The organism is Streptomyces sp. NBC_01017 (assembly GCF_045162795.1).
Lineage (GTDB): Bacteria > Actinomycetota > Actinomycetes > Streptomycetales > Streptomycetaceae > Streptomyces > Streptomyces machairae.
Genome location: NZ_CP108683.1, coordinates 4,613,537 through 4,635,695 on the forward strand (window position 1 = coordinate 4,613,537; position 22,159 = coordinate 4,635,695).

Consider the following 22,159-nt stretch of genomic DNA (forward strand, 5'->3'; position numbering starts at 1 on the left):
AAGGGCGGCCCCGGTGCACCCGGGGCCGCCCTCGAAGGAGTCTGCCGACTACTTGCTGCGGCTGTAGTTCGGCGCCTCGACCGTCATCTGGATGTCGTGCGGGTGGCTCTCCTTGAGGCCGGCGGAGGTGATCCGCACGAACCGGCCCTTGGACTCCATCTCCTCGATGGTGGCGGCGCCCACATAACCCATGGTCTGGCGCAGACCGCCGACGAGCTGGTGCAGCACGTTGGCCAGCGGACCGCGGTAGGGCACCTGGCCCTCGATGCCCTCGGGCACGAGCTTGTCGTCGGAGGACACCTCGGCCTGGAAGTAGCGGTCCTTGGAGTACGACCTGCCCTGGCCACGGGACTGCATGGCACCCAGGGAGCCCATGCCGCGGTACGACTTGAACTGCTTGCCGTTGATGAACAGCAGCTCGCCCGGGGACTCCTCGCAGCCCGCCAGCAGCGAGCCCAGCATCACGGTGTCGGCGCCGGCGGCGAGCGCCTTGCCGATGTCACCGGAGTACTGCAGGCCGCCGTCGCCGATCAGCGGGATACCCGCGGGGCGCGCGGCCAGGGAGGCCTCGTAGATGGCGGTGACCTGCGGGACGCCGATGCCGGCGACCACGCGGGTGGTGCAGATGGAGCCCGGTCCGACACCGACCTTGATGCCGTCGACCCCGGCGTCGATCAGCGCCTGCGCGCCGTCGCGGGTGGCGACGTTGCCGCCGATCACGTCGATGTTCACGCTCGACTTGATCTTCGACATCCAGCTGAGGGCGTTGCTGCTGTGGCCGTGCGAGGTGTCGACGACCAGGAAGTCCACACCGGCCCCGGCGAGTGCCTGGGCGCGCTCCAGAGCCTCGGGGCTGGCGCCGACGGCGGCACCGACAAGGAGTCGGCCCTCGGCGTCCTTGGCGGCGTTGGGGTACTTCTCGGCCTTGACGAAGTCCTTGACCGTGATGAGGCCCTTGAGGACACCCGCCTCGTCGATCAGGGGAAGCTTCTCGATCTTGTGGCGGCGCAGCAGCTCCATCGCGTCGCTGCCGGAGATGCCGACATGGCCCGTGACCAGCGGCATCGGCGTCATGACCTCGCGCACCTGACGGCCGCGCTCCGTCTCGAAGGCCATGTCGCGGTTGGTGACGATGCCGAGCAGCTTGCCGGCCGGGTCGGTGACCGGGACACCGCTGATGCGGAACTTGGCGCACAGGGCGTCGGCCTCGGCGAGGGTCGCCTCGGGGTGCACCGTGATGGGGTCGGTGACCATGCCGGACTCGGACCGCTTCACCAGGTCGACCTGGTTGACCTGGTCCTCGACGGACAGGTTGCGGTGCAGCACGCCGACGCCGCCCAGGCGGGCCATGGCGATCGCCATGCGGGACTCGGTCACCTTGTCCATGGCCGCCGAGAGCAGCGGGATGTTCACACGGACATTGCGGGAGATATGGGACGAGGTGTCGACCGCGTTGGGGAGCACCTCGGATGCACCCGGCAGCAGCAGCACGTCGTCGTAGGTCAGCCCGAGGGTTGCGAATTTACCGGGCACTCCGTCGACGTTGGCAGTCATGACACCTTCCCCAAATGGCCTTGATCGGTGCGGATGTCCATGCTAACGGGAAGCATGGGGCGCAAATTCCACGGTTGCCGCCGACTCCGGGCTTCGTATGTTCGTACGGAACCGGAGTGAGGCCTGTTCATTTGGGGGCGCACTCAAGGGAGCACTGACGGAGCCCTACTGCTCGGCCAGCGCGCGCAACCTGCTCAGCGCCCTGTGCTGGGCCACCCGGACGGCGCCGGGTGACATTCCCAACATCTGACCCGTCTCTTCCGCGGTCAACCCCACCGCGATCCTCAGCAGCAACAGCTCCCGCTGGTTCTCGGGCAGGTTGGCCAGCAGTTTCTTGGCCCACTCGGCGTCGCTGCTGAGCAGCGCCCGCTCCTCCGGGCCGAGGGAGTCGTCCGGGCGTTCCGGCATCTCGTCGGACGGGACCGCCGTGGAACCCGGGTGCCGCATCGCCGCCCGTTGCAGGTCCGCGACCTTGTGCGCGGCGATGGCGAAGACGAACGCCTCGAAGGGGCGGCCGGTGTCCTTGTAGCGCGGCAACGCCAGGAGAACGGCGACGCAGACCTCCTGGGCGAGGTCCTCGACGAAGTGACGGGCGTCCCCAGGCAGACGGGACAGCCTGGTGCGGCAGTAGCGCAGGGCCAGGGGGTGGACGTGCGCGAGCAGATCGTGCGTGGCCTGCTCGTCCCCGTCCACGGCGCGATGGACGAGTGCTCCGATCGCCCCGTGGGCATAAGCCGCCTCGTCCTCGCGCATCGGTCCATGGTGCCTTGTGGCCGTTTGGTCCGTGGCATCGTGTCCGACGTTGTGCACCGAAGCGTTATGAGCAGGTGCGGCAGAACTCATCCCCTGCGCCCTCCCCTTCCGCTCGACCGACTCGTCCCCGAGAGACTCCACATTCTCAAGGATGCGGCATCCGCGGCGAAACGAGCACCGGGCGCCGACAGGACCCCTTGACCGGCCTCGCAACCGCGCCCCCGGAGGGGCGCGGGCCGCGACATCATGCGGCTCCGCCGCGTGGGTGTGGCCAGCCACAAACGACCCGCACACAGCAACGGCCCGCAGGGCCGAGCTCTCAGCGAACCAGACCCCACCGGAATCCGAGCGCCACCGCGTGCGCCCGGTCCGACGCTCCGAGCTTCTTGAACAGCCGCCGGGCGTGCGTCTTCACGGTGTCCTCGGACAGGAAAAGCTCCCGACCGATCTCCGCGTTGGAACGACCATGGCTCATACCCTCGAGCACCTGGATCTCACGCGCCGTGAGCGTCGGCGCCGCACCCATCTCGGCGGACCGCAGCCGCCGCGGGGCGAGCCGCCACGTGGGGTCGGCCAGCGCCTGGGTCACCGTGGCGCGCAACTCCGCGCGCGAGGCGTCCTTGTGCAGATAGCCACGGGCACCGGCGGCGACCGCGAGCGCCACGCCGTCCAGGTCCTCGGCGACCGTGAGCATGATGATGCGCGCACCGGGGTCGGCGGACAGCAGCCGCCGCACGGTCTCGACGCCGCCCAGACCGGGCATGCGTACGTCCATCAGGATCAGGTCTGAGCGGTCGGCGCCCCAGCGGCGGAGGACTTCCTCGCCGTTGGCCGCCGTCGTCACGCGCTCGACGCCGGGCACGGTCGCGACCGCGCGGCGAAGCGCCTCTCGGGCAAGCGGGGAGTCGTCGCAGACGAGGACGGATGTCATGGCCGCCCTCCGCAGCTGATGCACGTCACCTTGAGCCTCCAGGCTGGTACGAAATCGTCACCTGTGCGGTCGACCGCCTCGGACGCGTGCCCGAGCGCTTGTTCCTTCAACCGCCTCCGCCCTCTCAACGACGGTCACTCGAAAGAGTTACGGGGGCATGTGCCGTCTTCGGCACTCTACGTGAGGGGGCGGACACGGGGCAGACATGCACGACGGACCCTCAATGTTTCATCACAACCCATGCCCCATTCAGCCCTTTTTCTTCCCGTTTCACGGCGTTTGGGGCTAGATTCGCAATGAGTCATATTTTCATCTTCTTAGATCGTAGATGTACGGTCGTAGACACCGTATCCGCCCAGAACGGCTACAAGGGGTCACGCAATGGCAGATTTCTCCCGCCTTCCCGGACCGAACGCGGACCTGTGGGACTGGCAGCTGCTGGCTGCATGTCGCGGGGTGGACAGTTCGCTCTTCTTTCACCCGGAGGGCGAGCGCGGTGCGGCTCGGAGCGCTCGAGAGAACTCGGCCAAGGAGGTCTGCATGAGGTGCCCGGTGCGCGCGCAGTGCGCGGCGCACGCGCTGGCGGTGCGCGAACCGTATGGCGTCTGGGGCGGCTTGACCGAGGACGAGCGCGAGGAGCTCATGGGGCGGGCGCGCAACCGGCTGGTTACGGCCTCGACGACCGGCGGGGAGGCCGGCTCGCATCACTGAAGGAACGTTTCTCCACCTAAGGGCACGCACCTGCGTGCCCTTCTTCTCGTCGCTAGCGGGCGGCGGCCCGCGCCAGCTGTTCCAGCGTCGCCGCGACGGCCGGCACCTGCGCCAGGTCGGGCAGGGTGAGCGCGACGATCTCCCGCCGGACCGCCGGTTCCAGCGTCACCATGCGCGCCCCCCGCGGCCGTACGGACTCCACGGCGAGCTGGGGCAGGACGGCCACGCCCAGGCCGGCGCCGACCAGGCCCACGACCGCGGGATAGTCGTCGGTGGCGAAGTCGATGCGGGGCGTGAAGCCGGCGCTCTCGCACACCTCGATCAACTGCCCCCGGCAGCGCGGGCATCCGGCGATCCAGGGCTCTGCCGCGAGCTCCCCGATGGCGACCGGTCCGTCGGACGCGGTGCGCGCGAGCCGGTGCCGTTCGGGTACAAGGCCCACGAGACGGTCCGTCAGCAGCGGGCGTACGACGAGGTCGTCCCATTCCCCTTCCTGGGCCGCGCCCTCGTAGCGGAAGGCGAGGGCCACGTCGCAGTCGCCCTCGCGCAACAGCTCGACGGACTTCGGCGGCTCGGCCTCCTCCAGGGAGACGCGGGTGCCGGGGTGCGCGGCGCGCAGGGCGGCGAGGGCGGTCGGGACGAGGGTGGAGCTGCCGCTGGGGAAGGAGACGAGCCGCACCCGGCCGGCCCGCAGCCCGGCGATGGCGGCGACCTCCTCCTCCGCGGCGGTGAGTCCCGCCAGGATCCCGGCGGCGTGCCGCACCAGTGCCTCGCCGGCCTGGGTCAGCCGCATCTCGCGTCCGGTGCGGATCAGCAGGGGCGTGCCGACGGAGGCTTCCAGGGCCTTCATCTGCTGGCTGACGGCGGGCTGGGTGCAGCCCAGTTCACGCCCGGCCGCGGAGAAGGAACCGGTGGCGGCGACGGCGCGCAGGACGCGGAGGTGACGGGCTTCGAGCACGGAACCGAGCATAAGCGAACCTTGGAGTACGTGCCGAATAATGCGTCGACACTTTGGACCTACGTCGCCTACCGTGCCGTCATGAAGCTTCTGTCTGTGAATCTGGGCCGCGCGAAGGCGGTGCCGTACACGGATCACGCCGACGGTGTGACCGGCATCGACAAACAGCCGGCGGCGGGGCCGGTCCGGGTGGCGGCGCCCGGGCCGAAGGGCGTCGGGGGGAGCGGGCTGGCCGGGGACACCGTGTGCGAGAAGCGGCACCACGGTGGCGACGACCAGGCCGTGTACGCGGTCGCGCGCGAGGACCTCGACGACTGGGAGCGCGAGCTGGGGCGGTCGCTGGCGAACGGCGTGTTCGGGGAGAACCTCACGACGTCCGGCCTGGACGTGTCCGGTGCGCTGATCGGCGAGCGCTGGCGGATCGGGCCCGAGGTGGTGCTGGAGGTGACGTGCGGCCGGATTCCCTGTCGTACCTTTCAGGGCCATCTGGGTGAGACGCAGTGGGTGAAGCGGTTCACGGCGAAGGCCGCGCCGGGCGCGTATCTGCGGGTGATCGAGCCGGGTGAGATACGGGCGGGCGACGCGATGGAGATCATCCACCGCCCGGATCACGACGTGACGGTGGCACTGCAGTTCCGGGCGGTCACGACGGAGCGGAAGCTGCTGCCACGGCTGCTGACGGCCGGTGCGGCGCTGCATCCGGAGTCGTTGGCGGCGGCCCGGAAGTATGTGTCCCAGCACGGGGTCTGACCGCGGCTCACCTGCCGGGTGTTCGCCAGGGCTTCACCGACCGGGAGGCCCTGTGCAGAGAGCGGACGCGCAGACTCCGGGTCACTAACCTTGCGCCATGACAACGGCTCTCATCACGGGATCGACCGCGGGCATCGGCGCGGCCTTCGCACGGCGGCTGGCCGCCGACGGACACAACCTGGTGCTCGTGGCCCGGGACACCAAGCGGCTGCGGGAGCAGGCGACCGAACTGCACGACCGGCACGGCATCGAGGCGGAGGTCCTGACGGCCGACCTCGCCGAGGACACCGGCATCGAGACGGTCGCCGCCCGCCTCGGCGACCGCAGGAACCCGGTCGACCTGCTGATCAACAACGCCGGCTTCGGCAACAAGGGCCGCTATCTCGACGTCTCCATGGCCGACGAGCTGAAGATGCTCAAGGTGCACTGCGAGGCCGTACTGCGCCTGACGTCGGCGGCGTCGGAGGCGATGCGGGAGCGGGGGCGGGGCGGTGTCGTGAACGTCGCCTCCGTGGCGGCCTTCGTACCGCGCGGCACCTACGGCGCGTCCAAGGCGTGGGTCGTGCAGTTCACGCAGGGAGCGGCGCGGGATCTGGCCGGGAGCGGCGTGCGGCTGATGGCGCTGTGCCCGGGGTTCGTGCGGACCGAGTTCCATGAGCGGGCCGGGATGGGCACGGACAACATCCCGGGGTGGATGTGGCTGGACGCGGACAAGCTGGTGGCGGCGGCGCTCCACGATCTGGCGAAGGGCAAGACGGTGTCGATTCCGGACCCTCGCTACAAGGTCCTGCTGGGCGCGGCGAAGCTGGTGCCGCGGGGGGTGCTCGGGGGGATCAGCTCCCGGACGGGGCGGAAGTACGGGCCGCAGTAGGCGCCTTGGGCAGGGCCGGGCGCCCGGGCCGTCGCGGTGGGAAAATGGTGGTGTCCAGCCGTACCCAGCACGCCCGGGAGGCCACGACGCCATGACCTTCGTACAGCTCATCGACTGCAGGACCAGCCGTTTCGACGACATGAACCGGCTGATGGACAGGTGGGTCGAGCAGACCAAGGGGAAGCGGACGGCGACGCACGACGTCATCGGGAAGGACCGGACCGACGCGTCGCACTTCATCGAGATCGTGGAGTTTCCGTCGTACGACGAGGCCATGCGGAACTCCGATCTGCCCGAGACCGGCCGGATCTTCCAGGAGATGGTGGCGCTCTGTGACGAGCCGCCCACGTTCACCGATCTGGACGTGGTGCGCGACGAGCAGCTGAACGTCCTGGCCGCGCGGACCTTCTTCGAGGCCATGGGCAGGATGGCGCCGGAGCGGATCGGCGAGCACCTCACGGACGACTATGTGGATCACGATCCGTCGTATCCGCGGCCGGTGCAGGGCGTCGACGGCATGCGCGAGGTGTATGCGGGGTGGCGGGGCGCCTTCGACTTCACCTTCCGGATCGACGATCAGATGGCCCAGGGCGACCAGGTGTGCACCCGGTGGACGTTGGTCGCGAAGCACAAGGGCGACTTCCTGGGGATTCCGCCGACCGGGCAGGACGTGTCCATGCAGGGCATGACCTGGCAGCGGTTCCGGGACGGCAGGATCTGCGAGAGCCGCTGGCTCTACGACCGGGCGGGTCTGCTGGAGCAACTGGGGGTACTCGGCGAGTGAAGCCCGCGAAGGGGAAGGCCCCGGTCCCGCGCGAGAGCGCGGGACCGGGGCCTTCTTGCGTGCGTAAGAGCCGCTGGGCTCAGCGCGCGTGAGCTGCTGGGCTCAGTGGGCGTGCCCGTGGCCGTGGCCACCGGCCGCCGGCTCCTCCTCTTCCTTCTTCTCGACGACCAGGGTCTCGGTCGTGAGAAGCAGGGAGGCGATGGAGGCGGCGTTCTCCAGGGCGGAGCGGGTGACCTTGACCGGGTCGATGACGCCGGCCTTGACCAGGTCGCCGTACTCGCCGGTCGCGGCGTTGAAGCCCTGGCCCTTGTCGAGCTCGGCGACCTTGGAGGTGATGACGTAGCCCTCCAGGCCGGCGTTCTCGGCGATCCAGCGCAGCGGCTCGACGGCGGCCTTGCGGACGACCGCGACACCGGTGGCCTCGTCGCCGGTCTTGCCGAGGTTGCCCTCGAGGACCTTCACGGCGTGGACCAGAGCGGAGCCACCACCGGAGACGATGCCCTCCTCGACCGCGGCGCGGGTCGCGGAGATGGCGTCCTCCAGACGGTGCTTCTTCTCCTTCAGCTCCACCTCGGTGGCGGCGCCGACCTTGATCACGCACACGCCGCCGGCCAGCTTCGCGAGGCGCTCCTGGAGCTTCTCGCGGTCCCAGTCGGAGTCGGTGTTCTCGATCTCGGCCTTGATCTGGGCGACGCGGCCCGTGACGTCCTCGGACTTGCCGGCGCCGTCGACGACCGTGGTGTCGTCCTTGGTGACGGTGATCCGGCGAGCGGAACCGAGCACCTCCAGGCCGACCTGGTCGAGCTTGAGGCCGACCTCCTCGGAGATGACCGTGGCGCCGGTGAGGACCGCCAGGTCCTGCAGCATCGCCTTGCGGCGGTCACCGAAGCCGGGGGCCTTGACGGCGACCGCGTTGAAGGTGCCGCGGATCTTGTTCACGACCAGGGTCGACAGGGCCTCGCCGTCGACGTCCTCGGCGATGATCAGCAGCGGCTTGGAGGCACCGGCCTGGATGACCTTCTCCAGCAGCGGCAGCAGGTCCGCGATGGAGGAGATCTTGCCCTGGTTGATGAGGATGTACGGGTCCTCGAGGACGGCCTCCATGCGCTCCTGGTCCGTCACGAAGTACGGCGACAGGTAGCCCTTGTCGAAGGCCATGCCCTCGGTGAAGTCCAGCTCCAGACCGAAGGTGTTGGACTCCTCGACGGTGATGACACCGTCCTTGCCGACCTTGTCCATCGCCTCGGCGATGAGCTCGCCGACCTGCGTGTCCTGGGCGGACAGACCGGCGACGGCGGCGATGTCGGACTTCTCGTCGATCGGGCGGGCGGTCGCGAGGAGCTCCTCGGAGACCGCGGCCACGGCCGCGTCGATGCCCTTCTTCAGCAGCGCCGGGGAAGCACCCGCGGCGACGTTCTTCAGGCCCTCGCGCACGAGCGCCTGGGCGAGCACGGTGGCGGTGGTCGTGCCGTCACCCGCGATGTCGTTGGTCTTGGTCGCCACCTCCTTCACCAGCTGGGCGCCGAGGTTCTCGTACGGGTCCTCGACCTCGACCTCACGGGCGATGGTGACGCCGTCGTTGGTGATGGTGGGCGCGCCGAACTTCTTGTCGATGACGACGTTGCGGCCCTTGGGGCCGATGGTCACCTTGACGGTGTCGGCCAGCTTGTTGACGCCGCGCTCGAGGGCGCGACGGGCGTCCTCGTCGAACTTCAGGATCTTCGCCATGGGAGCGGTTCAGCCCTCTCGGAAAACGTGGGTGAAACGAACTGCGCCCCGGACGCCCGGCTTCATAAGGTCGCGGGGGCCCGGGGCGCAGCTCACAAGCAAAAGTGCTTGAAGTGAATTACTTCTCGATGATCGCGAGCACGTCGCGAGCCGAGAGGACGAGGTACTCCTCGCCGTTGTACTTCACCTCGGTGCCGCCGTACTTGCTGTACAGCACGATGTCGCCGGTCTTGACGTCGAGCGGCAGGCGCTCGCCGTTCTCGAAGCGGCCCGGGCCCACGGCCAGGACGACGCCCTCCTGGGGCTTCTCCTTGGCAGTGTCCGGGATGACCAGGCCAGAGGCGGTGGTCTGCTCGGCGTCGAGCGGCTGGACCACAATGCGGTCCTCGAGCGGCTTGATGGCAACCTTGGAGCTGGTGGTCGTCACGATCCGACCTCCCCCTTCGGAGATCTCACGGGGTTAACTGTCTGAGGTGGCGACCAGGTGGATCCGTCGTCGCGGGTGCCGGACCTGCCCGTCGCGTAGTTGGCACTCTCCAGTGGGGAGTGCCAGACCCGAGACTATGACCGCGATTAGCACTCGGTCAAGCGGACTGCTAATTCGCTGCGCTGGCTGAGCCGCGTTCGGGTGACCGGTGCTGCCGGTGACCGGCGTTGCCGTGGCCGCCTGGGGGCTGGCGCCCCCAGACCCCCGCTATCGGTATGAACGGCCTCGTCCTCAAACGCCGGACGGGCTGACATGCCTGGACCGGCGCCGGAAAGTTCCGTCAGATGTAGTCCTCCAGCCGGCCCACCGTCAGCCCCCGCCCCTGGATCTCCCGGAGCAGCCTCGTCGTCCGCTCTCTCAGCGTCAGCCCGGCCGGCTCGCCCGAGGGGACCGACACGATGTCCCCGGCGCGCAGCCGTCCGGGGCCGTGCGCGTACGTCAGTTCGCCGTCGCCCTCCATCGCCGCCCGCCACAGCACGACCGCCGTCACCCCGCAGTCGGCCGCGGCACGGAGTGTGGTGGTGTCGTACGTGCCGTAGGGCGGGCGGAAGAGGCGGGGGCGGATGCCGAAGCGGGCGCGGAGCTTGTTCTGCTGGCCGCAGATCTCGGCACGCTGGCCGGCGTACGGCAGGCCGCTCAGGGCGGCGTGGTCGAGGGTGTGGTTCTGGATCGACGCGCCCACCGAGCGCAGGCGCGCGAAGTGGCCGTAGCCCGGGCCGACCACGCTGTCCGTGAGGAACATGCTGACGGGCAGCCGTAGTTCACGGACCATGTCGACGAAGCGCGGGTCCTTCTCGGCGCCGTCGTCGTAGGTGAGGAAGACGACCTTGTCGCGGGTGGGCGCGCGGTGCACGACGGGCAGCGGCCGGCCGCCGGGCGGTCCGAGCCGCAGCCGCCGACCGGGCGGGGGCGGTGGCGCGGCGAGGGGGGCGGTCAGGCCCCAGCGCCCGTACGGCTGTGCCGTGTGCGTCGGGCCGCCCGCCGACTGTGAGCTGTGGGCCGCCCTGTCGCCCGGCTTCCCTCCGCTTGGGCCGGCCGGGCCGGCCGATTGCGCACAGCCGGCGAGCAGAACGGAAGCCAGGACCGCGAGCGCCACGGCCCGCGGCCCGGGCGTCCGCCTCACAGGTAGTCCTCCAGCCTGGCCACCGCGTAGCCCTCGGCCGTCACCTTGTTCAGGAACCGGCGGATCATGTCGGGCATTGTGCCCTTCCAGTCCTCGCGGCCCCGGAAGTGAGTGAGGACGATGTCACCCGATCGGATCTTCTGGTCCCACTCGCGGTACTCCCAGTGGTCGACGAAGACCTCCTCGTTCCACAGCGGGACGTACTTGATGCCGCACGACTTCGCGGCACGCAGGCTGTCCCTGTCGTAGTTCCCGAAGGGCGGGCGGAAGAGCAGCGCGGGCTTGCCGAAGCGCTCCTCGATGACCTCCTGCATGCCGCAGATCTCGTACTGCTGACGGCGGTAGGAGAGGGCGGGGAGGTAGGGGTGGTGGAGGGTGTGGTTGTTCAGGGTGACGCCGCTGCGCTGCATCCGCTTGAAGTAGCCGTAGTCGTCCTTGATCACGTAGTCGCTGAGGAAGGCGGTGTACGGCACCTGCAGGTCGTCCATCATCCGCAGGAAGACGGGGTCCTTCTCGGCGCCGTCGTCGATGGTGAGGAAGACGATCCGCTGCTTGGTGGGGACGGTCGTGAAGACCGGCGGGAGGCCGAGCTTCTCGTGTCCGTCGACCTCGAAGCCCTCGCGGGTGGTGATCCTCGGCTTCGTGGCGGGCGGGGGCGGGGGCGTGAGCGGGATTCTCGGCAGGCCCCAGCGTTTCGCGGCGGCGGCTCGGGCGGCGAGGGCGGACTGCGCCGACTTGAACTTCTTGGCGTGCGTGCCGGGGGTGTTCCCGGCGTGCGGGCCCGGGGTGGTGGCCGGGGGCGGCGCCTTGAGGGGCTGCCGGCTCGGGGTGGGGTGTGCGGGCCCGGATGCGCCTGTGCCCGCGGGTGCACAGCCCGCGGCGATGGCGGCGACGGCGAGCACGGCGACTGCGCCGCGGACCCGTGAACCTCCCGCTGCCCGGCCACGCCACCCCACAGCTGCCCCATTGGGGCTACTTTTGTCATTTTGTACTACTAGTCGCATGGTGCGGGATCTTCGCAGGCGCCCGGCCCGAAGCCGGGCCGACACCGCCGCCGGGAGACGGACCATCCACCGACTGGCCCACAGTGAGCGTGCGGTGCCCCGGCTGGCGGACAATGACCCGGTGAACGACCTCGCCGCCTTCTTCTCCCTCCGCACCCCCGAGGGCAGCGCCCTCCTCGACGCCGTACGCGACACCGACCCCGCCGACGAACTCGCCGTCGCCACCCGGCTGCGCCGCGAGCACCCCGCCGAGCTGGTGTCGGCGGCGCTCGGACAGGCCCGGCTGCGGCAGCGGGCGGTGGCGAAGTTCGGGGCGGCGGACGCGGGGCGGATGTTCTTCACTCCGAACGGCGTCGAGCAATCGACGCGGGCGAGTGTCGCGGCGTACCGGGCCGACCGGATGAAGGAGCTGGGGGTGGGCTCGGTCGCCGACCTGTGCTGCGGGATCGGGGGCGACGCGATCGCCTTGGCGCGGGCCGGGATACGGGTGCTCGCGGTGGACCGCGATCCGGTGACGGCGGCCGCGGCGCGCGAGAATGCGGAGGCCCTCGGCCTCACCGGCCTGATCGAGGTGCGGGAGGCGGATGTCACCGAGGTGGACGTCGCCGGCTACGACGCCGTGTTCGTCGACCCCGCCCGACGGGGCGGCCGCGGGAGGATCTTCGATCCGGAGGCGTACTCGCCACCGCTGTCCTGGGCCGTCGAGACGGCCCGCAAGGCGCCCCGAGCCGCACTGAAGATCGCGCCCGGAATCCCGCACGAGGCGATCCCGGCGGAGGCCGAGGCAGAGTGGATCTCGGACGGCGGCGACGTGAAGGAAGCCGTGCTGTGGTTCGGGACCGAGCCCGGGGCCGTGCGGGCCACCCTGCTGCCCGGGCCGCGCTCGCTGCTCTCCCGACGCCTCCCCGACCCCGGAGTCCGGCCGGTGGGGCGGTACTTGTACGAGCCGGACGGCGCCGCCATCCGCGCCCACCTGGTCGCCGAGGTCGCCCAGCAGCTGGACGGCGGGCTGATCGACGCGACCATCGCGTACGTCACGGCGGACGAGCTGCGGCCGACGCCGTACGCCACGGCGTACGAGATCACCGACCAACTCCCCTTCAACGTGAAGAAGTTGAAGGTCCTGCTGCGGGAGCGCGAGGTCGGGATCCTGACCGTGAAGAAGCGCGGGTCGGCCGTCGAGCCGGAGGAGCTGCGGAAGAAGGTCAAGCTTCAGGGGCCGAACGCGGCGACCGTGTTCCTGACCCGGGTGGCGGGGGCGCCGACGATGCTGGTCGGGCGGCCCGCGTAGTCAGGCCCCGTCGCCGGCCGCCCGCTTCAGCAGCATCTCCCGCTCCCGCTCGTTGCGCGTCTGCCGCGCCGCCCGCTCGAACTCCGTCCGCGCCTCGTCCGTACGGCCGAGTCTCTGCAGCAGATCGCCGCGCACGCTCGGCAGCAAGTGGTAGTCCCGCAGCGCCGGTTCGGCGGCGATCGCGTCGACGATCGCCAGTGCGGGCTCCGGCCCCTGCGCCATCGACACGGCGACCGCGCGGTTCAACTCGACCACGGGCGACGGGGCGCGGGCGGACAGCAGGCCGTACAGGGTGGCGATGGTCTGCCAGTCGGTCTCCTCGTAGGCGTACGCGTGCGCGTGGCAGGCGGCGATCGCGGCCTGGAGGGCGTAAGGACCCGGCGCTCCCGTGGCGGTGGCGCCCGCGCGGTCCAGAGCGGCGATGCCGCGGGCGATGAGCATGCGGTTCCAGCGGCTGCGGTTCTGCTCCTTGAGGAGGATCGGCTCGCCGGACGGGCCGGTGCGGGCCGTCGCGCGGGACGCCTGGAACTCCAGGAGCGAGGTCAGGCCGTGCACCTCGGGCTCCTTCGGCATCAGCCCCGACAGCACGCGGGCCAGCCGCAGCGCGTCCTCGCACAGCGCCGGGCGCAGCCAGTCGTCGCCGGCCGTGGCGGCGTAACCCTCGTTGAAGATCAGGTAGATGACGTCCAGGACCGAGCCGAGGCGCGCCGCGCGGTCGGGGCCGTACGGCACCTCGAAGGCGACGTTCCGGGTCGCCAGGGTGCGCTTGGCGCGGACGATGCGCTGGGCGACCGTGGCCTCCGGGACCAGGAACGCCCGGGCGATCTCCGGCGTCGTCAGGCCGCCGAGGAGACGCAGGGTGAGGGCGATGCGGGCCTCCGGCGACAGCACCGGGTGGCACGTGGTGAAGACCAGCCGCAGCAGGTCGTCGTCGATGTCGTCGGGGTCATGGAGGGCGGACGGCTCCTCGGGCGGTGCCGTCGTCTCCAGGTCGCGGCCGATCTCCGCCAGCTTGCGGGCGTAGTTCTCGCGGCGGCGGATCAGGTCCACGGCGCGGTGCCTGGCGGCGGCCATGAGCCAGGCGCCCGGGTTGTCGGGCACGCCGTCGCGGGGCCACTGCTCCAACGCGGCGACCAGCGCGTCCTGCGCGAGTTCCTCGGCGATCCCGACGTCGCGGACCATCCGGGCGACGGCGGCGATCACGCGAGGAGACTCGATGCGGAAGACGGTCTCGATGGTGCCGTGCGGGTCTGCGGTGGGCTGCGGGGTCACAGCCCACCATGCAACACCCGTACGGCCGGGTATCCAAGGAGGCTGATCAGCCCTCGGCGATCTCCCGCACCTCGCAGGTGACCTGCCAGCCCTCGCCGTGGACCTTCACGAACCGCGACGCCCACTCCAGCGCCTCGGCCTTGTCCTTGCACTGTGTGATCGCATAGCCGCCGATGACCTCCTTGGACTCGGTGAAGGGCCCGTCGGTGACGGAGACGTTCGCGCCGTCCCAGTGCACGCGGGTGCCCTGCGCCGACGGGGTGAGACCGGCGGTGTCGAGCATGACGCCGGCCTTGGTGATCTCCTCCAGCAGCTCCCCCATGCGCTGCATCATCTCGGGGCTCGGGCCCTCGGCGGGGGCGGTGGACTCGTCGATCCGGACGAGCGACAGGTAGCGCGGCATGGTGACTCCTCGGGGTTCGGTGCTTCGGCGACCGGGTTCTTCCCGGCCTCTCACCCCTGCGTCGAACGGGAGACCCCGGGATCGACACGCTCCCCGGATTTCTTCGAAGATTTTTCTCGTCACCGCAACGACTCCCACAGCTCCCCCGCCTCCGGCTCCTGAGCCACCACCCGGTTGCGGTCCGACGGCGCCGGCACCACCGGCATCGTCACGGTCCGCACGGTGTCCGACGCCAGCCCCTGCAAGCTCTGCCCCAGGCCGGTCAGCTCGCCCAGCGAGTCCAGGCCCGTGTCGGTCGTCAGGCTGCCCGTCACCGCGTCGGCGACCCGGTAGAGGCGGGCCGGGTCGGTGAGGAGGTCGGTGGCGGAGATCTGGTCCAGCAGGGCCGTCACCAGCTTCTGTTGCAGGCCTATCCGGCCGAGGTCGCTGCCGTCGCCTATGCCGTGCCGGGTGCGGGCGAGGGCCAACGCCCGGGTGCCGTCCAGGTGATGCGTGCCCGCCTTGAGGGTCAGGTGGCTGTCCTCGTCGTCGATGTCCTCGTCCGTCGTGACGGTGACGCCGCCCAGCGCGTCCACCAGCTTCGCGAAGCCCGAGAAGTCGATCTCGACGTAGTGGTCCATGCGGACGCTCGTGAGCGACTCGACCGTCTTGACCGCGCAGACGGGGCCGCCGAGCGCGTACGCGCTGTTGAACATCGTGCCGTACGCCACCTCCGTCGAACCGCCCGACGGCAGCGGGCAGGACGGGCGGGTGACCAGGGTGTCGCGCGGGATGCTGACGACACTCGCCCCGGTGCGGCCGGCGTCGATGTGCACCACCATCGCCGTGTCCGAGCGGGCGCCGGTGCTGCTGCCGCCGCCCAGCTTCTGGTTCTCCTCGCCGGTGCGCGAGTCGGAGCCCAGGACGAGGATGTTCAGGGAGCCGGTGGGCAGCGCGGAGGCGGAGGCCGACGGGACCGGTGTGGTCCGGCCGCTCACGGGACGGTCGTCGCCGAGGGCGCTGTCGATGTCGACGCTCTTGATGTTGTGGTTCAGGTGCCAGTAGGCCCAGCCCACGGCAGCCGCGCCCAGCGCCAGGGCGCCCGCGAAGACGAGTCCGGCCGCCTTCAGCGCCGTCGACCGCCGCCCCGCCCGTCCGCCGAAGTCCCCGTCCGCTGCACGCCCGTTCGCCCCAAGTCCCGTCACAGGCAGGAACGTACGTCCGAATTATTACGGGCAGGAGCGGCAGAGCGCCTTTTCTTCGGAAATTCTCAGACTTCCAGGAGCCCCAAGAGACGCTTCCGAAAGTTTCGGTCTGCCAACCGACTGGCTTCGACGCGGCGTGGGGCTAAGCCGCCGGAGGCTCCCCCGTGCTGCTCCGCACCACCAGGCTCGTCGCCAGTTCCACCCGCGTCGCCACCGGCGCCCCCTCCCCCCGCGCGAGGTCGAGGACCAGCTTCGCCGCCGCCTCCGCCATCTCCGTGAGCGGCTGCCGTACGGTCGTCAGCGGCGGCCCCACCCAGCGTGCGATCGGCAGATCGTCGAAGCCGACCACGCTGAGGTCCTCCGGAATCCGCAGCCCCAGCTCGCGCGCGGCCTCGTACAGCCCGAGCGCCTGGAGGTCGTTGCCGGCGAAGACGGCGGTCGGCCGGTCCGGGCGGCGCAGCAGCTCCAGGCCCTGCCGGTAGCCGGTCTCGTGGTGGAAGTCGCCCGGCCGGATCAGGTCCGGCTCGACCGGGAGCCCGGCCGTCTCCAGGGCGGCGCGGTAGCCGTCGATGCGGGCACGGCTGCACATCATGCGGGACGGCCCGGTGATCGCGCCGATCCTGCGGTGCCCGAGCTCGACCAGATGCCGGGTGGCGGCAAGCCCGCCCTGCCAGTTGGTCGCCCCGATGGACGGCACGTCGGCGCCCGGGTCGCCCGCCGGGTCCATCACCACGAACGGGATCGAACGGCTGGTCAGCAGGGCGCGCTGGGACTCGTCGAGCCCGGACAGCACGAGGATCACGCCGTGCGGGCGCCGGGCGGCGACCTGGTCGGCCCACGTCCTGCCCGGCGTCAGCCGCCCGGCGCTCTCGCTCAGGACGACACTCAGTCCCGCATCGCGGGCGACGTTCTCCACGCCCCGGATGACCTCCATCGCCCACGCGCTCTCCAACTCGTGGAAGACCAGGTCGATCAGGGGCGATCGGCTCGCCTCGGCCCGCCGTCGGCGGTAGCCGTGGGCGCGCAGGAGTTCCTCGACGCGGGTGCGGGTGGCCGGGGCGACGTCGGCGCGTCCGTTGAGGACCTTCGAAACTGTCGGTGCGGAGACGCCGGCCTCGCGGGCGATCTCGGCGAGCGTCGCGGTCTGCGTGGACCGGCCGGTCGACGGTGATGTCGTCCGGGTTTCACGCGTTGTGGTCCGGGATTCGGCGGGCTCCGAGGGTGTCATGGCGGCGATCGTATCCCTGCGCGACCTCTTGACGAACCCTTCTCACCGCGCCTAGGTTCCCGGAACATTCGAGGTGAAGAACGAAACATTCGCGCGAGGCTCATGAGAGGGCCTCCCAGCCGCCGCCCGGCCAGGAGTTTCATGACCACCGCCCGGACAGGAGTTTCATGACCACCGCCCCCTGGCGCGACCCCGCCCTGCCCGCCGCCGCCCGCGTCGACGACCTCCTCTCCCGGATGACCCTGGAGGAGAAGACCGCCCAGCTGTACGGCGTGTGGGTGGGCGCCGCCACGGACGGCGAGGCTCGGACCGAGGGAGTCGCCCCGCACCAGCACGACATGACCAGCGACTACGACTGGGCCGAGCTGATCAGCCACGGCCTCGGCCAGCTCACCCGCTCCTTCGGCACCGCCCCCGTGGACCCGGCGCCGGCCGCGCAGGCACTGGCCCGCGCCCAGCGCCGTATCGCCGGGGCGGGCCGCTTCGGCATCCCGGCGGTGGCCCACGAGGAGTGCCTCGCGGGCTTCACGGCCTGGCAGGCCACGGCCTACCCGGTACCGCTCGCCTGGGGAGCCACCTTCGACCCCCCGGTCATCGAGGAGATGGCCGCCCGCATCGGCCAGGACCTGCGCTCGGCCGGCGTCCACCAGGGGCTGGCACCCGTCCTGGACGTCGTACGCGATCCGCGCTGGGGCCGCGTCGAGGAGACCATCGGCGAGGACCCGTACCTGACCGGCACGATCGGCACGGCCTACGTCCGGGGCCTGGAGTCGGCCGGGGTGATCGCGACGCTCAAGCACTTCGCCGGGTACGCGTCCTCGGCGGGCGCCCGCAACCTCGCACCCGTGCGGGCGGGCATCCGCGAGTTCGCGGACGTGACGCTTCCGCCCTTCGAGATGGCGCTGCGCGAGGGCGGCGCGCGGTCGGTGATGGCGGCGTACAACGAGACGGACGGGGTGCCGGCGTCGGCGGACCCGGCCTTGCTGACCGAACTCCTCCGCGAGGAATGGGGTTTCACGGGCACGGTGGTCGCCGACTACTTCGGCATCGGTTTCCTGGAGACGCTGCACCGGGTGGCGGGCAGTGCGGCGGAGGCGGCGTACGCGGCGCTGGCGGCGGGCATCGACGTGGAACTGCCCACCCTGAAGTGCTACGGGAAACCACTGCTGGAGGCCGTCCGGTCGGGCGGGATCCCGGAGGAACTGGTGGACCGGGCGGCCCGCCGAGTCCTGCTCCAGAAGTGCGAGTTGGGCCTGTTGGACGAGGACTGGACGCCGGAGCCGACGTCGGCGCGCCTGGACCTGGACTCACCGAGGAACCGCGCCCTGGCTCGGCGCGTGGCCGAGGAGTCAGTGGTACTCCTGGACAACCCGGATGGCACCCTTCCCCTCTCCCCCGACGCCCGTATCGCGGTCGTGGGCCCTCGCGCGGCCGACGCGCTGGCGATGCTGGGCTGCTACTCCTTCCCGTCCCACGTCCTCACGCACCACCCCGAGGTGCCGATGGGCATCGAGATCCCGACCGTCCTGGAGGCCCTGCGCGCCGAACTCCCCGACGCCAAAGTGACGTTCGCGCAAGGGTGCGGGGTCTCCGACCCGGACACGGCAGGCTTCGAGGAGGCGGTGGCGCGGGCGTCGGAGGCGGACGTCTGCCTGGCGGTGCTGGGCGACCGGGCCGGCCTGTTCGGGCGGGGCACGTCCGGCGAGGGCTGCGATGCGACGGACCTGCGGCTGCCGGGGGCGCAGGGCGAGCTGCTGGACGCGCTGGTGGCGACGGGCGTTCCGGTGGTGCTGGTCCTGCTGACGGGCCGCCCTTATGCGCTGGGGCGTTGGCAGGGGCGGTTGGCGGCGGTCGTCCAGGCGTTCTTCCCCGGGGAGGAGGGCGGGCCGGCGGTGGCGGGAGTCCTGTCGGGCCGGGTCAACCCGTCGGGACGCCTGCCGGTGAGCGTGCCGCGGGTGCCGGGCGGGCAGCCGTGGACCTACCTCCAGCCGCCGTTGGGGCTGGCGGGAGAGGTGAGCAATCTGGATCCGACGCCGCTGTATGCGTTCGGGCACGGGGGGTCGTACACGTCGTTCGCATGGGGCGACTTCACGGGCGGGGACGACCCGGCGGAGATCGGCACGGACGGTTCCCACGAGGTGTCGGTGACGGTCCACAACACCGGCGACCGGGCGGGCGCGGAGGTGGTCCAGCTGTACCTGCACGATCCGGTGGCGTCGGTGACGCGGCCGGATGTGCGGCTGATCGGCTACCAGCGCGTCGAACTGGGGGTGGGTGAGGCGAGCCGGGTGACCTTCCGCTTCCACGCGGACCTGTCGTCCTTCACGGACCGTTCGGGGCGCCGGATCGTCGAACCGGGGGTTCTGGAACTGCGGTTGGCCGCGTCGAGCGCGGACGTCCGGCATACGGCGCGACTGCACCTGACCGGGCCTGTACGGGAGGTGGGGGCGGGGCGGCGGCTGCGGTGCGAGGCGGAGGTGTCGGGACCGGGGTGACGCAGGCGCCGCGCCGGACCCCCGCCGGACTCACACCGCGCCCGGCCAGGCATCCACCGACTCGAACCGCCACCGATGCACGGCCCGAGTCACCAACTCTCCATCCGGCTCAGGCAGTTCAGGCAGCTCCGCGTCGTAGGCCGCATCCCACCAGGTGACGACGAGCACCCGGTCCTCCGGCGCCCGAAAGACCTCCCGGCGCAGCGGCCGTGCGGCCGACTCCTGCGCACGGGCCCACGCGAGCAGTTCCTCGCCCCGCCCCGGAACCGCTCGCGCCTCCCACATCAGGGCGACCGTCACGAGTACAGGTTCTCCTTGCTGACCTCGTGCACATGGTCGTGAGAGTGGCCGGTGCCCGGCACATGAGGGTCCGTCACCGGCAGGGAGGAGTCCGCCGACAGGTCCCAGCTGGACGCCGGCCGATTGCGGGCCACCATCTCCGCGCCCAGGGCCGCGACCATCGCCCCGTTGTCCGTGCACAGCTTCGGCCGGGGCACCCGCAGCCGGAGGCCGGCCCGCTCGCAGCGCTCCTGGGCAAGGACCCGCAGGCGGGAGTTGGCCGCCACGCCGCCGCCGATCATCAGGTGGTCGACGCCCTCGTCCTTGCAGGCGCGGACGGCCTTGCGGGTCAGCACGTCGACGACCGCCTCCTGGAAGGAGGCCGCGACATCGCGCACCGGCACCTCCTCGCCCGCCGCCCGCTTGGCCTCGATCCAGCGGGCCACCGCCGTCTTGAGGCCGGAGAAGGAGAAGTCGTACGCCGGATCGCGCGGCCCGGTCAGACCGCGCGGGAACGCGATCGCCTCCGGGTCGCCCTCGCGCGCGTACCGGTCGATGACCGGGCCGCCCGGGAAGCCCAGGTTCAGCACACGGGCGATCTTGTCGAAGGCCTCGCCCGCCGCGTCGTCGATCGTGGCGCCCATCGGGCGGACGTCGGAGGTGATGTCCGACGACAGCAGGAGCGACGAATGGCCGCCGCTCACCAGCAGCGCCATCGTCGGCTCCGGCAGCGCCCCGTGCTCCAGCTGGTCCACGCAGATGTGGGAGGCGAGGTGGTTGACGCCGTAGAGCGGCTTGCCCAGCGCGTAGGCGTACGCCTTCGCCGCCGATACGCCGACCAGCAGCGCGCCCGCCAGGCCCGGACCGGCCGTCACCGCAATGCCGTCCAGGTCACGGGCGCTCACGCCCGCCTCCTTCAGCGCGCGGTCGATGGTCGGGACCATCGCCTCCAGGTGCGCCCGGGAGGCGACCTCCGGCACGACGCCGCCGAAGCGGGCGTGCTCGTCGACGCTGGAGGCGATGGCGTCGGCGAGCAGGGTGGTGCCGCGGACGATGCCGACGCCGGTCTCGTCGCAGGAGGTCTCGATGCCGAGGACTAGGGGTTCGTCCCGCGAGTCAGCCATTGATCTCGGTTCCTTGTACGGAGTTTGCAGGGTCGGTCAGTTTCATCACCAGGGCGTCCACGTTCCCCGGCTGGTAGTAGCCGCGCCTGAAGCCGATGGCCTCGAAGCCGTAGCGCTCGTAGAGCTTCTGCGCGCGGACGTTGTCCACGCGGCACTCCAGCATCACTTCGGCGCACTCGAATTCGGTCGCGGCCCGCAGCAGTTCCGTGAGGAGACGGCCGCCGAGCCCCGTCCCCCACTGGTCGCGGGCGACGGCGATGGTCTGGACGTCGCCCAGTTCTCCGGCGGAGGCGAGGCCGGCGTATCCGACGAGCCGTTCGCCGTTCTCGGCGACGAGGTAACGCCGTGTCGCCCCGGGCCCGCGCGAGTGGGCCAGCTCGGACCAGAACATGCCCCGGGACCAGGCGTCCTCGGGGAACAGCTCCTTCTCCAGGCCCAGTACGGCGTCGATGTCCCACCAGCGCATCTCACGCAGCGCGGAGCCGGCGGCAGCGGCGGGAGTTGGCGTCACGGGTTCGGTCACTTGGGGGTGACCACCTTGTAGTTCTTGGGGACCTGGGCGTCGGGCCGGCGCAGGTACAGCGGCCGGGGCGCGGGAAGTTCCTCGCCCGCCGCCAGCCTCTCGGCGGCCAGCGCCGCGAGGGCCGCCGCCGACACATGCTCGGGCTCGTGGGCGCTGGGGAACGTGTCGGGGTACAGCAGCGCGCCCGCGCCGACGGCGGGCAGCCCGGCGACCTGGTCGGCGATGTCGGCGGGCCGGTCCACGGCCGGGTCGGTCAGCCGCGTGCGGGAGTCGGCGTACCGCGCCCAGTAGACCTCCTTGCGCCGGGCGTCCGTCGCGACGACGAAGGGGCCCTTCTCGATGTCGGCGGCGTACGCGAGGCCGTCCAGCGTGCACACGCCGTGCACGGGGACGCCGAGGACGAGCCCGAAGGTGTCGGCGGTCATCAGGCCGACGCGCAGCCCGGTGTACGGGCCGGGTCCGATGCCTACGACGACACCGGTGACGGCGTCGAGCTTCACACCGGCCTCGGCGAGGACCCGGTCGACGGCCGGCAGCAGCAGCTCACCGTGTCGGCGCGCGTCCACCTGGCTCGACGAGGCGATGACGTCCGTACCGTCGTGCAGCGCGACGGTGACGGCGGGGGTGGCGGTATCCAGAGCGAGCAAGAGCACGCAAACAGCCTACGGCGCCCGCGCCCCGGGAAGCGCCGTCCCGGTCGGCCGCT

At 71.2% G+C, this 22,159-nt stretch carries 22 protein-coding genes; 6 read left to right on the forward strand and 16 right to left on the reverse strand.

Annotated features, from left to right (window positions below):
• Positions 1-48 precede the first annotated feature (48 nt).
• From guaB to OG331_RS20785, 3 genes are all read right to left on the reverse strand, one after another.
• Positions 49-1,554, reverse strand: coding sequence for an IMP dehydrogenase (gene guaB / locus OG331_RS20775; RefSeq protein WP_406198400.1), 1,506 nt, complete (start codon positions 1,552-1,554; stop codon positions 49-51).
• Positions 1,555-1,719: 165 nt separating this feature from the next.
• Complete coding sequence (locus tag OG331_RS20780; protein WP_328879860.1) at positions 1,720-2,307, reverse strand: sigma-70 family RNA polymerase sigma factor; 588 nt, start codon at positions 2,305-2,307, stop codon at positions 1,720-1,722.
• A gap of 319 nt (positions 2,308-2,626) precedes the next feature.
• Positions 2,627-3,238 (reverse strand): response regulator transcription factor, encoded by a 612-nt coding sequence (locus OG331_RS20785; RefSeq protein WP_003948568.1) that lies wholly within the window; start codon positions 3,236-3,238, stop codon positions 2,627-2,629.
• 381 nt (positions 3,239-3,619) lie between these two features.
• Between OG331_RS20785 and OG331_RS20790 the strand changes: the two genes are divergently transcribed.
• Complete coding sequence (locus OG331_RS20790; RefSeq protein ID WP_406198403.1) at positions 3,620-3,949, forward strand: WhiB family transcriptional regulator; 330 nt, start codon at positions 3,620-3,622, stop codon at positions 3,947-3,949.
• A gap of 52 nt (positions 3,950-4,001) precedes the next feature.
• Here the strand turns inward: OG331_RS20790 and OG331_RS20795 are convergent, their stop codons facing one another.
• Positions 4,002-4,907 carry a LysR family transcriptional regulator gene (locus OG331_RS20795; RefSeq protein ID WP_406198405.1) on the reverse strand — a complete coding sequence of 302 codons (906 nt, stop codon included), beginning with the start codon at positions 4,905-4,907 and terminating at the stop codon, positions 4,002-4,004.
• An 81-nt stretch (positions 4,908-4,988) separates the two neighbouring features.
• Between OG331_RS20795 and OG331_RS20800 the strand changes: the two genes are divergently transcribed.
• From OG331_RS20800 to OG331_RS20810, 3 genes are all read left to right on the forward strand, one after another.
• Positions 4,989-5,657, forward strand: a complete 669-nt coding sequence (locus OG331_RS20800; RefSeq protein ID WP_406198408.1) for an MOSC domain-containing protein — start codon at positions 4,989-4,991, stop codon at positions 5,655-5,657.
• Between the two features lie 97 nt (positions 5,658-5,754).
• Positions 5,755-6,528, forward strand: coding sequence for an SDR family NAD(P)-dependent oxidoreductase (locus OG331_RS20805; protein ID WP_369272896.1), 774 nt, complete (start codon positions 5,755-5,757; stop codon positions 6,526-6,528).
• 91 nt (positions 6,529-6,619) lie between these two features.
• Entirely contained in the window at positions 6,620-7,312 is a 693-nt protein-coding gene (locus OG331_RS20810; protein WP_406198410.1) for an ester cyclase, read from the forward strand.
• A 102-nt stretch (positions 7,313-7,414) separates the two neighbouring features.
• On the opposite strand, the gene groL is transcribed toward OG331_RS20810, so the two are convergent.
• The 4 genes from groL to OG331_RS20830 all read right to left on the reverse strand — a co-directional run bounded on the left by groL (position 7,415) and on the right by OG331_RS20830 (position 11,654).
• Entirely contained in the window at positions 7,415-9,040 is a 1,626-nt protein-coding gene (gene groL / locus OG331_RS20815; protein WP_362384904.1) for a chaperonin GroEL, read from the reverse strand.
• A gap of 118 nt (positions 9,041-9,158) precedes the next feature.
• Entirely contained in the window at positions 9,159-9,467 is a 309-nt protein-coding gene (gene groES / locus OG331_RS20820) for a co-chaperone GroES (protein ID WP_003998759.1), read from the reverse strand.
• Between the two features lie 340 nt (positions 9,468-9,807).
• The gene (locus OG331_RS20825) at positions 9,808-10,650 is read right to left on the reverse strand and encodes a polysaccharide deacetylase family protein (protein ID WP_406198413.1); all 843 of its coding nucleotides are present in this window, start codon (positions 10,648-10,650) and stop codon (positions 9,808-9,810) included.
• Positions 10,647-11,654 carry a polysaccharide deacetylase family protein gene (locus tag OG331_RS20830; RefSeq protein WP_406198415.1) on the reverse strand — a complete coding sequence of 336 codons (1,008 nt, stop codon included), beginning with the start codon at positions 11,652-11,654 and terminating at the stop codon, positions 10,647-10,649. The genes OG331_RS20825 and OG331_RS20830 overlap by 4 nt, the downstream gene beginning before the upstream one ends.
• Positions 11,655-11,775: 121 nt before the next feature.
• Between OG331_RS20830 and OG331_RS20835 the strand changes: the two genes are divergently transcribed.
• Complete coding sequence (locus tag OG331_RS20835; RefSeq protein ID WP_406198417.1) at positions 11,776-12,945, forward strand: THUMP-like domain-containing protein; 1,170 nt, start codon at positions 11,776-11,778, stop codon at positions 12,943-12,945.
• Here OG331_RS20835 and OG331_RS20840 read toward each other — a convergent pair whose 3' ends face one another.
• The 4 genes from OG331_RS20840 to OG331_RS20855 all read right to left on the reverse strand — a co-directional run bounded on the left by OG331_RS20840 (position 12,946) and on the right by OG331_RS20855 (position 17,032).
• On the reverse strand, positions 12,946-14,217 hold the full coding sequence (locus OG331_RS20840; protein WP_406198419.1) for an RNA polymerase sigma factor: 1,272 nt from the start codon (positions 14,215-14,217) through the stop codon (positions 12,946-12,948). It lies immediately after the preceding gene.
• Positions 14,218-14,263: 46 nt separating this feature from the next.
• Entirely contained in the window at positions 14,264-14,620 is a 357-nt protein-coding gene (locus tag OG331_RS20845; protein WP_362384894.1) for a YciI family protein, read from the reverse strand.
• A 119-nt stretch (positions 14,621-14,739) separates the two neighbouring features.
• Positions 14,740-15,804 (reverse strand): LCP family protein, encoded by a 1,065-nt coding sequence (locus tag OG331_RS20850; protein ID WP_406198421.1) that lies wholly within the window; start codon positions 15,802-15,804, stop codon positions 14,740-14,742.
• Between the two features lie 142 nt (positions 15,805-15,946).
• The gene (locus tag OG331_RS20855) at positions 15,947-17,032 is read right to left on the reverse strand and encodes a LacI family DNA-binding transcriptional regulator (protein ID WP_406198423.1); all 1,086 of its coding nucleotides are present in this window, start codon (positions 17,030-17,032) and stop codon (positions 15,947-15,949) included.
• A 167-nt stretch (positions 17,033-17,199) separates the two neighbouring features.
• Here OG331_RS20855 and OG331_RS20860 point away from each other — a divergent pair, with 167 nt between their 5' ends.
• Positions 17,200-19,527: a glycoside hydrolase family 3 N-terminal domain-containing protein gene (locus OG331_RS20860; RefSeq protein ID WP_406198426.1), complete on the forward strand. Its 2,328-nt coding sequence runs from the start codon at positions 17,200-17,202 to the stop codon at positions 19,525-19,527.
• A gap of 30 nt (positions 19,528-19,557) precedes the next feature.
• On the opposite strand, the gene OG331_RS20865 is transcribed toward OG331_RS20860, so the two are convergent.
• Genes OG331_RS20865 through tsaB form a run of 4 tightly spaced genes read right to left on the reverse strand, consistent with a single transcriptional unit; the run spans position 19,558 to position 22,106 of the window.
• On the reverse strand, positions 19,558-19,827 hold the full coding sequence (locus tag OG331_RS20865; RefSeq protein ID WP_406198428.1) for a hypothetical protein: 270 nt from the start codon (positions 19,825-19,827) through the stop codon (positions 19,558-19,560).
• Positions 19,824-20,930, reverse strand: a complete 1,107-nt coding sequence (gene tsaD / locus OG331_RS20870) for a tRNA (adenosine(37)-N6)-threonylcarbamoyltransferase complex transferase subunit TsaD (protein ID WP_406198430.1) — start codon at positions 20,928-20,930, stop codon at positions 19,824-19,826. The genes OG331_RS20865 and tsaD overlap by 4 nt, the downstream gene beginning before the upstream one ends.
• The gene (gene rimI, locus OG331_RS20875) at positions 20,923-21,453 is read right to left on the reverse strand and encodes a ribosomal protein S18-alanine N-acetyltransferase (RefSeq protein WP_406198432.1); all 531 of its coding nucleotides are present in this window, start codon (positions 21,451-21,453) and stop codon (positions 20,923-20,925) included. The genes tsaD and rimI overlap by 8 nt, the downstream gene beginning before the upstream one ends.
• The gene (tsaB, locus tag OG331_RS20880; protein WP_328424541.1) at positions 21,450-22,106 is read right to left on the reverse strand and encodes a tRNA (adenosine(37)-N6)-threonylcarbamoyltransferase complex dimerization subunit type 1 TsaB; all 657 of its coding nucleotides are present in this window, start codon (positions 22,104-22,106) and stop codon (positions 21,450-21,452) included. The genes rimI and tsaB overlap by 4 nt, the downstream gene beginning before the upstream one ends.
• Between the last annotated feature and the right edge of the window lie 53 nt (positions 22,107-22,159).

Coding starts and splice junctions, on each gene's coding strand:
- OG331_RS20855 (WP_406198423.1), bottom strand. CDS start 17,032: ATGACACCCTCGGAGCCCGCCGAATCCCGGACCACAACGCGTGAAACC.
- OG331_RS20800 (WP_406198408.1), top strand. CDS start 4,989: ATGAAGCTTCTGTCTGTGAATCTGGGCCGCGCGAAGGCGGTGCCGTAC.
- groL (WP_362384904.1), bottom strand. CDS start 9,040: ATGGCGAAGATCCTGAAGTTCGACGAGGACGCCCGTCGCGCCCTCGAG.
- OG331_RS20780 (WP_328879860.1), bottom strand. CDS start 2,307: ATGCGCGAGGACGAGGCGGCTTATGCCCACGGGGCGATCGGAGCACTC.
- OG331_RS20830 (WP_406198415.1), bottom strand. CDS start 11,654: ATGCGACTAGTAGTACAAAATGACAAAAGTAGCCCCAATGGGGCAGCT.
- OG331_RS20785 (WP_003948568.1), bottom strand. CDS start 3,238: ATGACATCCGTCCTCGTCTGCGACGACTCCCCGCTTGCCCGAGAGGCG.
- OG331_RS20790 (WP_406198403.1), top strand. CDS start 3,620: ATGGCAGATTTCTCCCGCCTTCCCGGACCGAACGCGGACCTGTGGGAC.
- OG331_RS20845 (WP_362384894.1), bottom strand. CDS start 14,620: ATGCCGCGCTACCTGTCGCTCGTCCGGATCGACGAGTCCACCGCCCCC.
- OG331_RS20805 (WP_369272896.1), top strand. CDS start 5,755: ATGACAACGGCTCTCATCACGGGATCGACCGCGGGCATCGGCGCGGCC.
- guaB (WP_406198400.1), bottom strand. CDS start 1,554: ATGACTGCCAACGTCGACGGAGTGCCCGGTAAATTCGCAACCCTCGGG.
- OG331_RS20860 (WP_406198426.1), top strand. CDS start 17,200: ATGACCACCGCCCCCTGGCGCGACCCCGCCCTGCCCGCCGCCGCCCGC.
- OG331_RS20810 (WP_406198410.1), top strand. CDS start 6,620: ATGACCTTCGTACAGCTCATCGACTGCAGGACCAGCCGTTTCGACGAC.
- tsaD (WP_406198430.1), bottom strand. CDS start 20,930: ATGGCTGACTCGCGGGACGAACCCCTAGTCCTCGGCATCGAGACCTCC.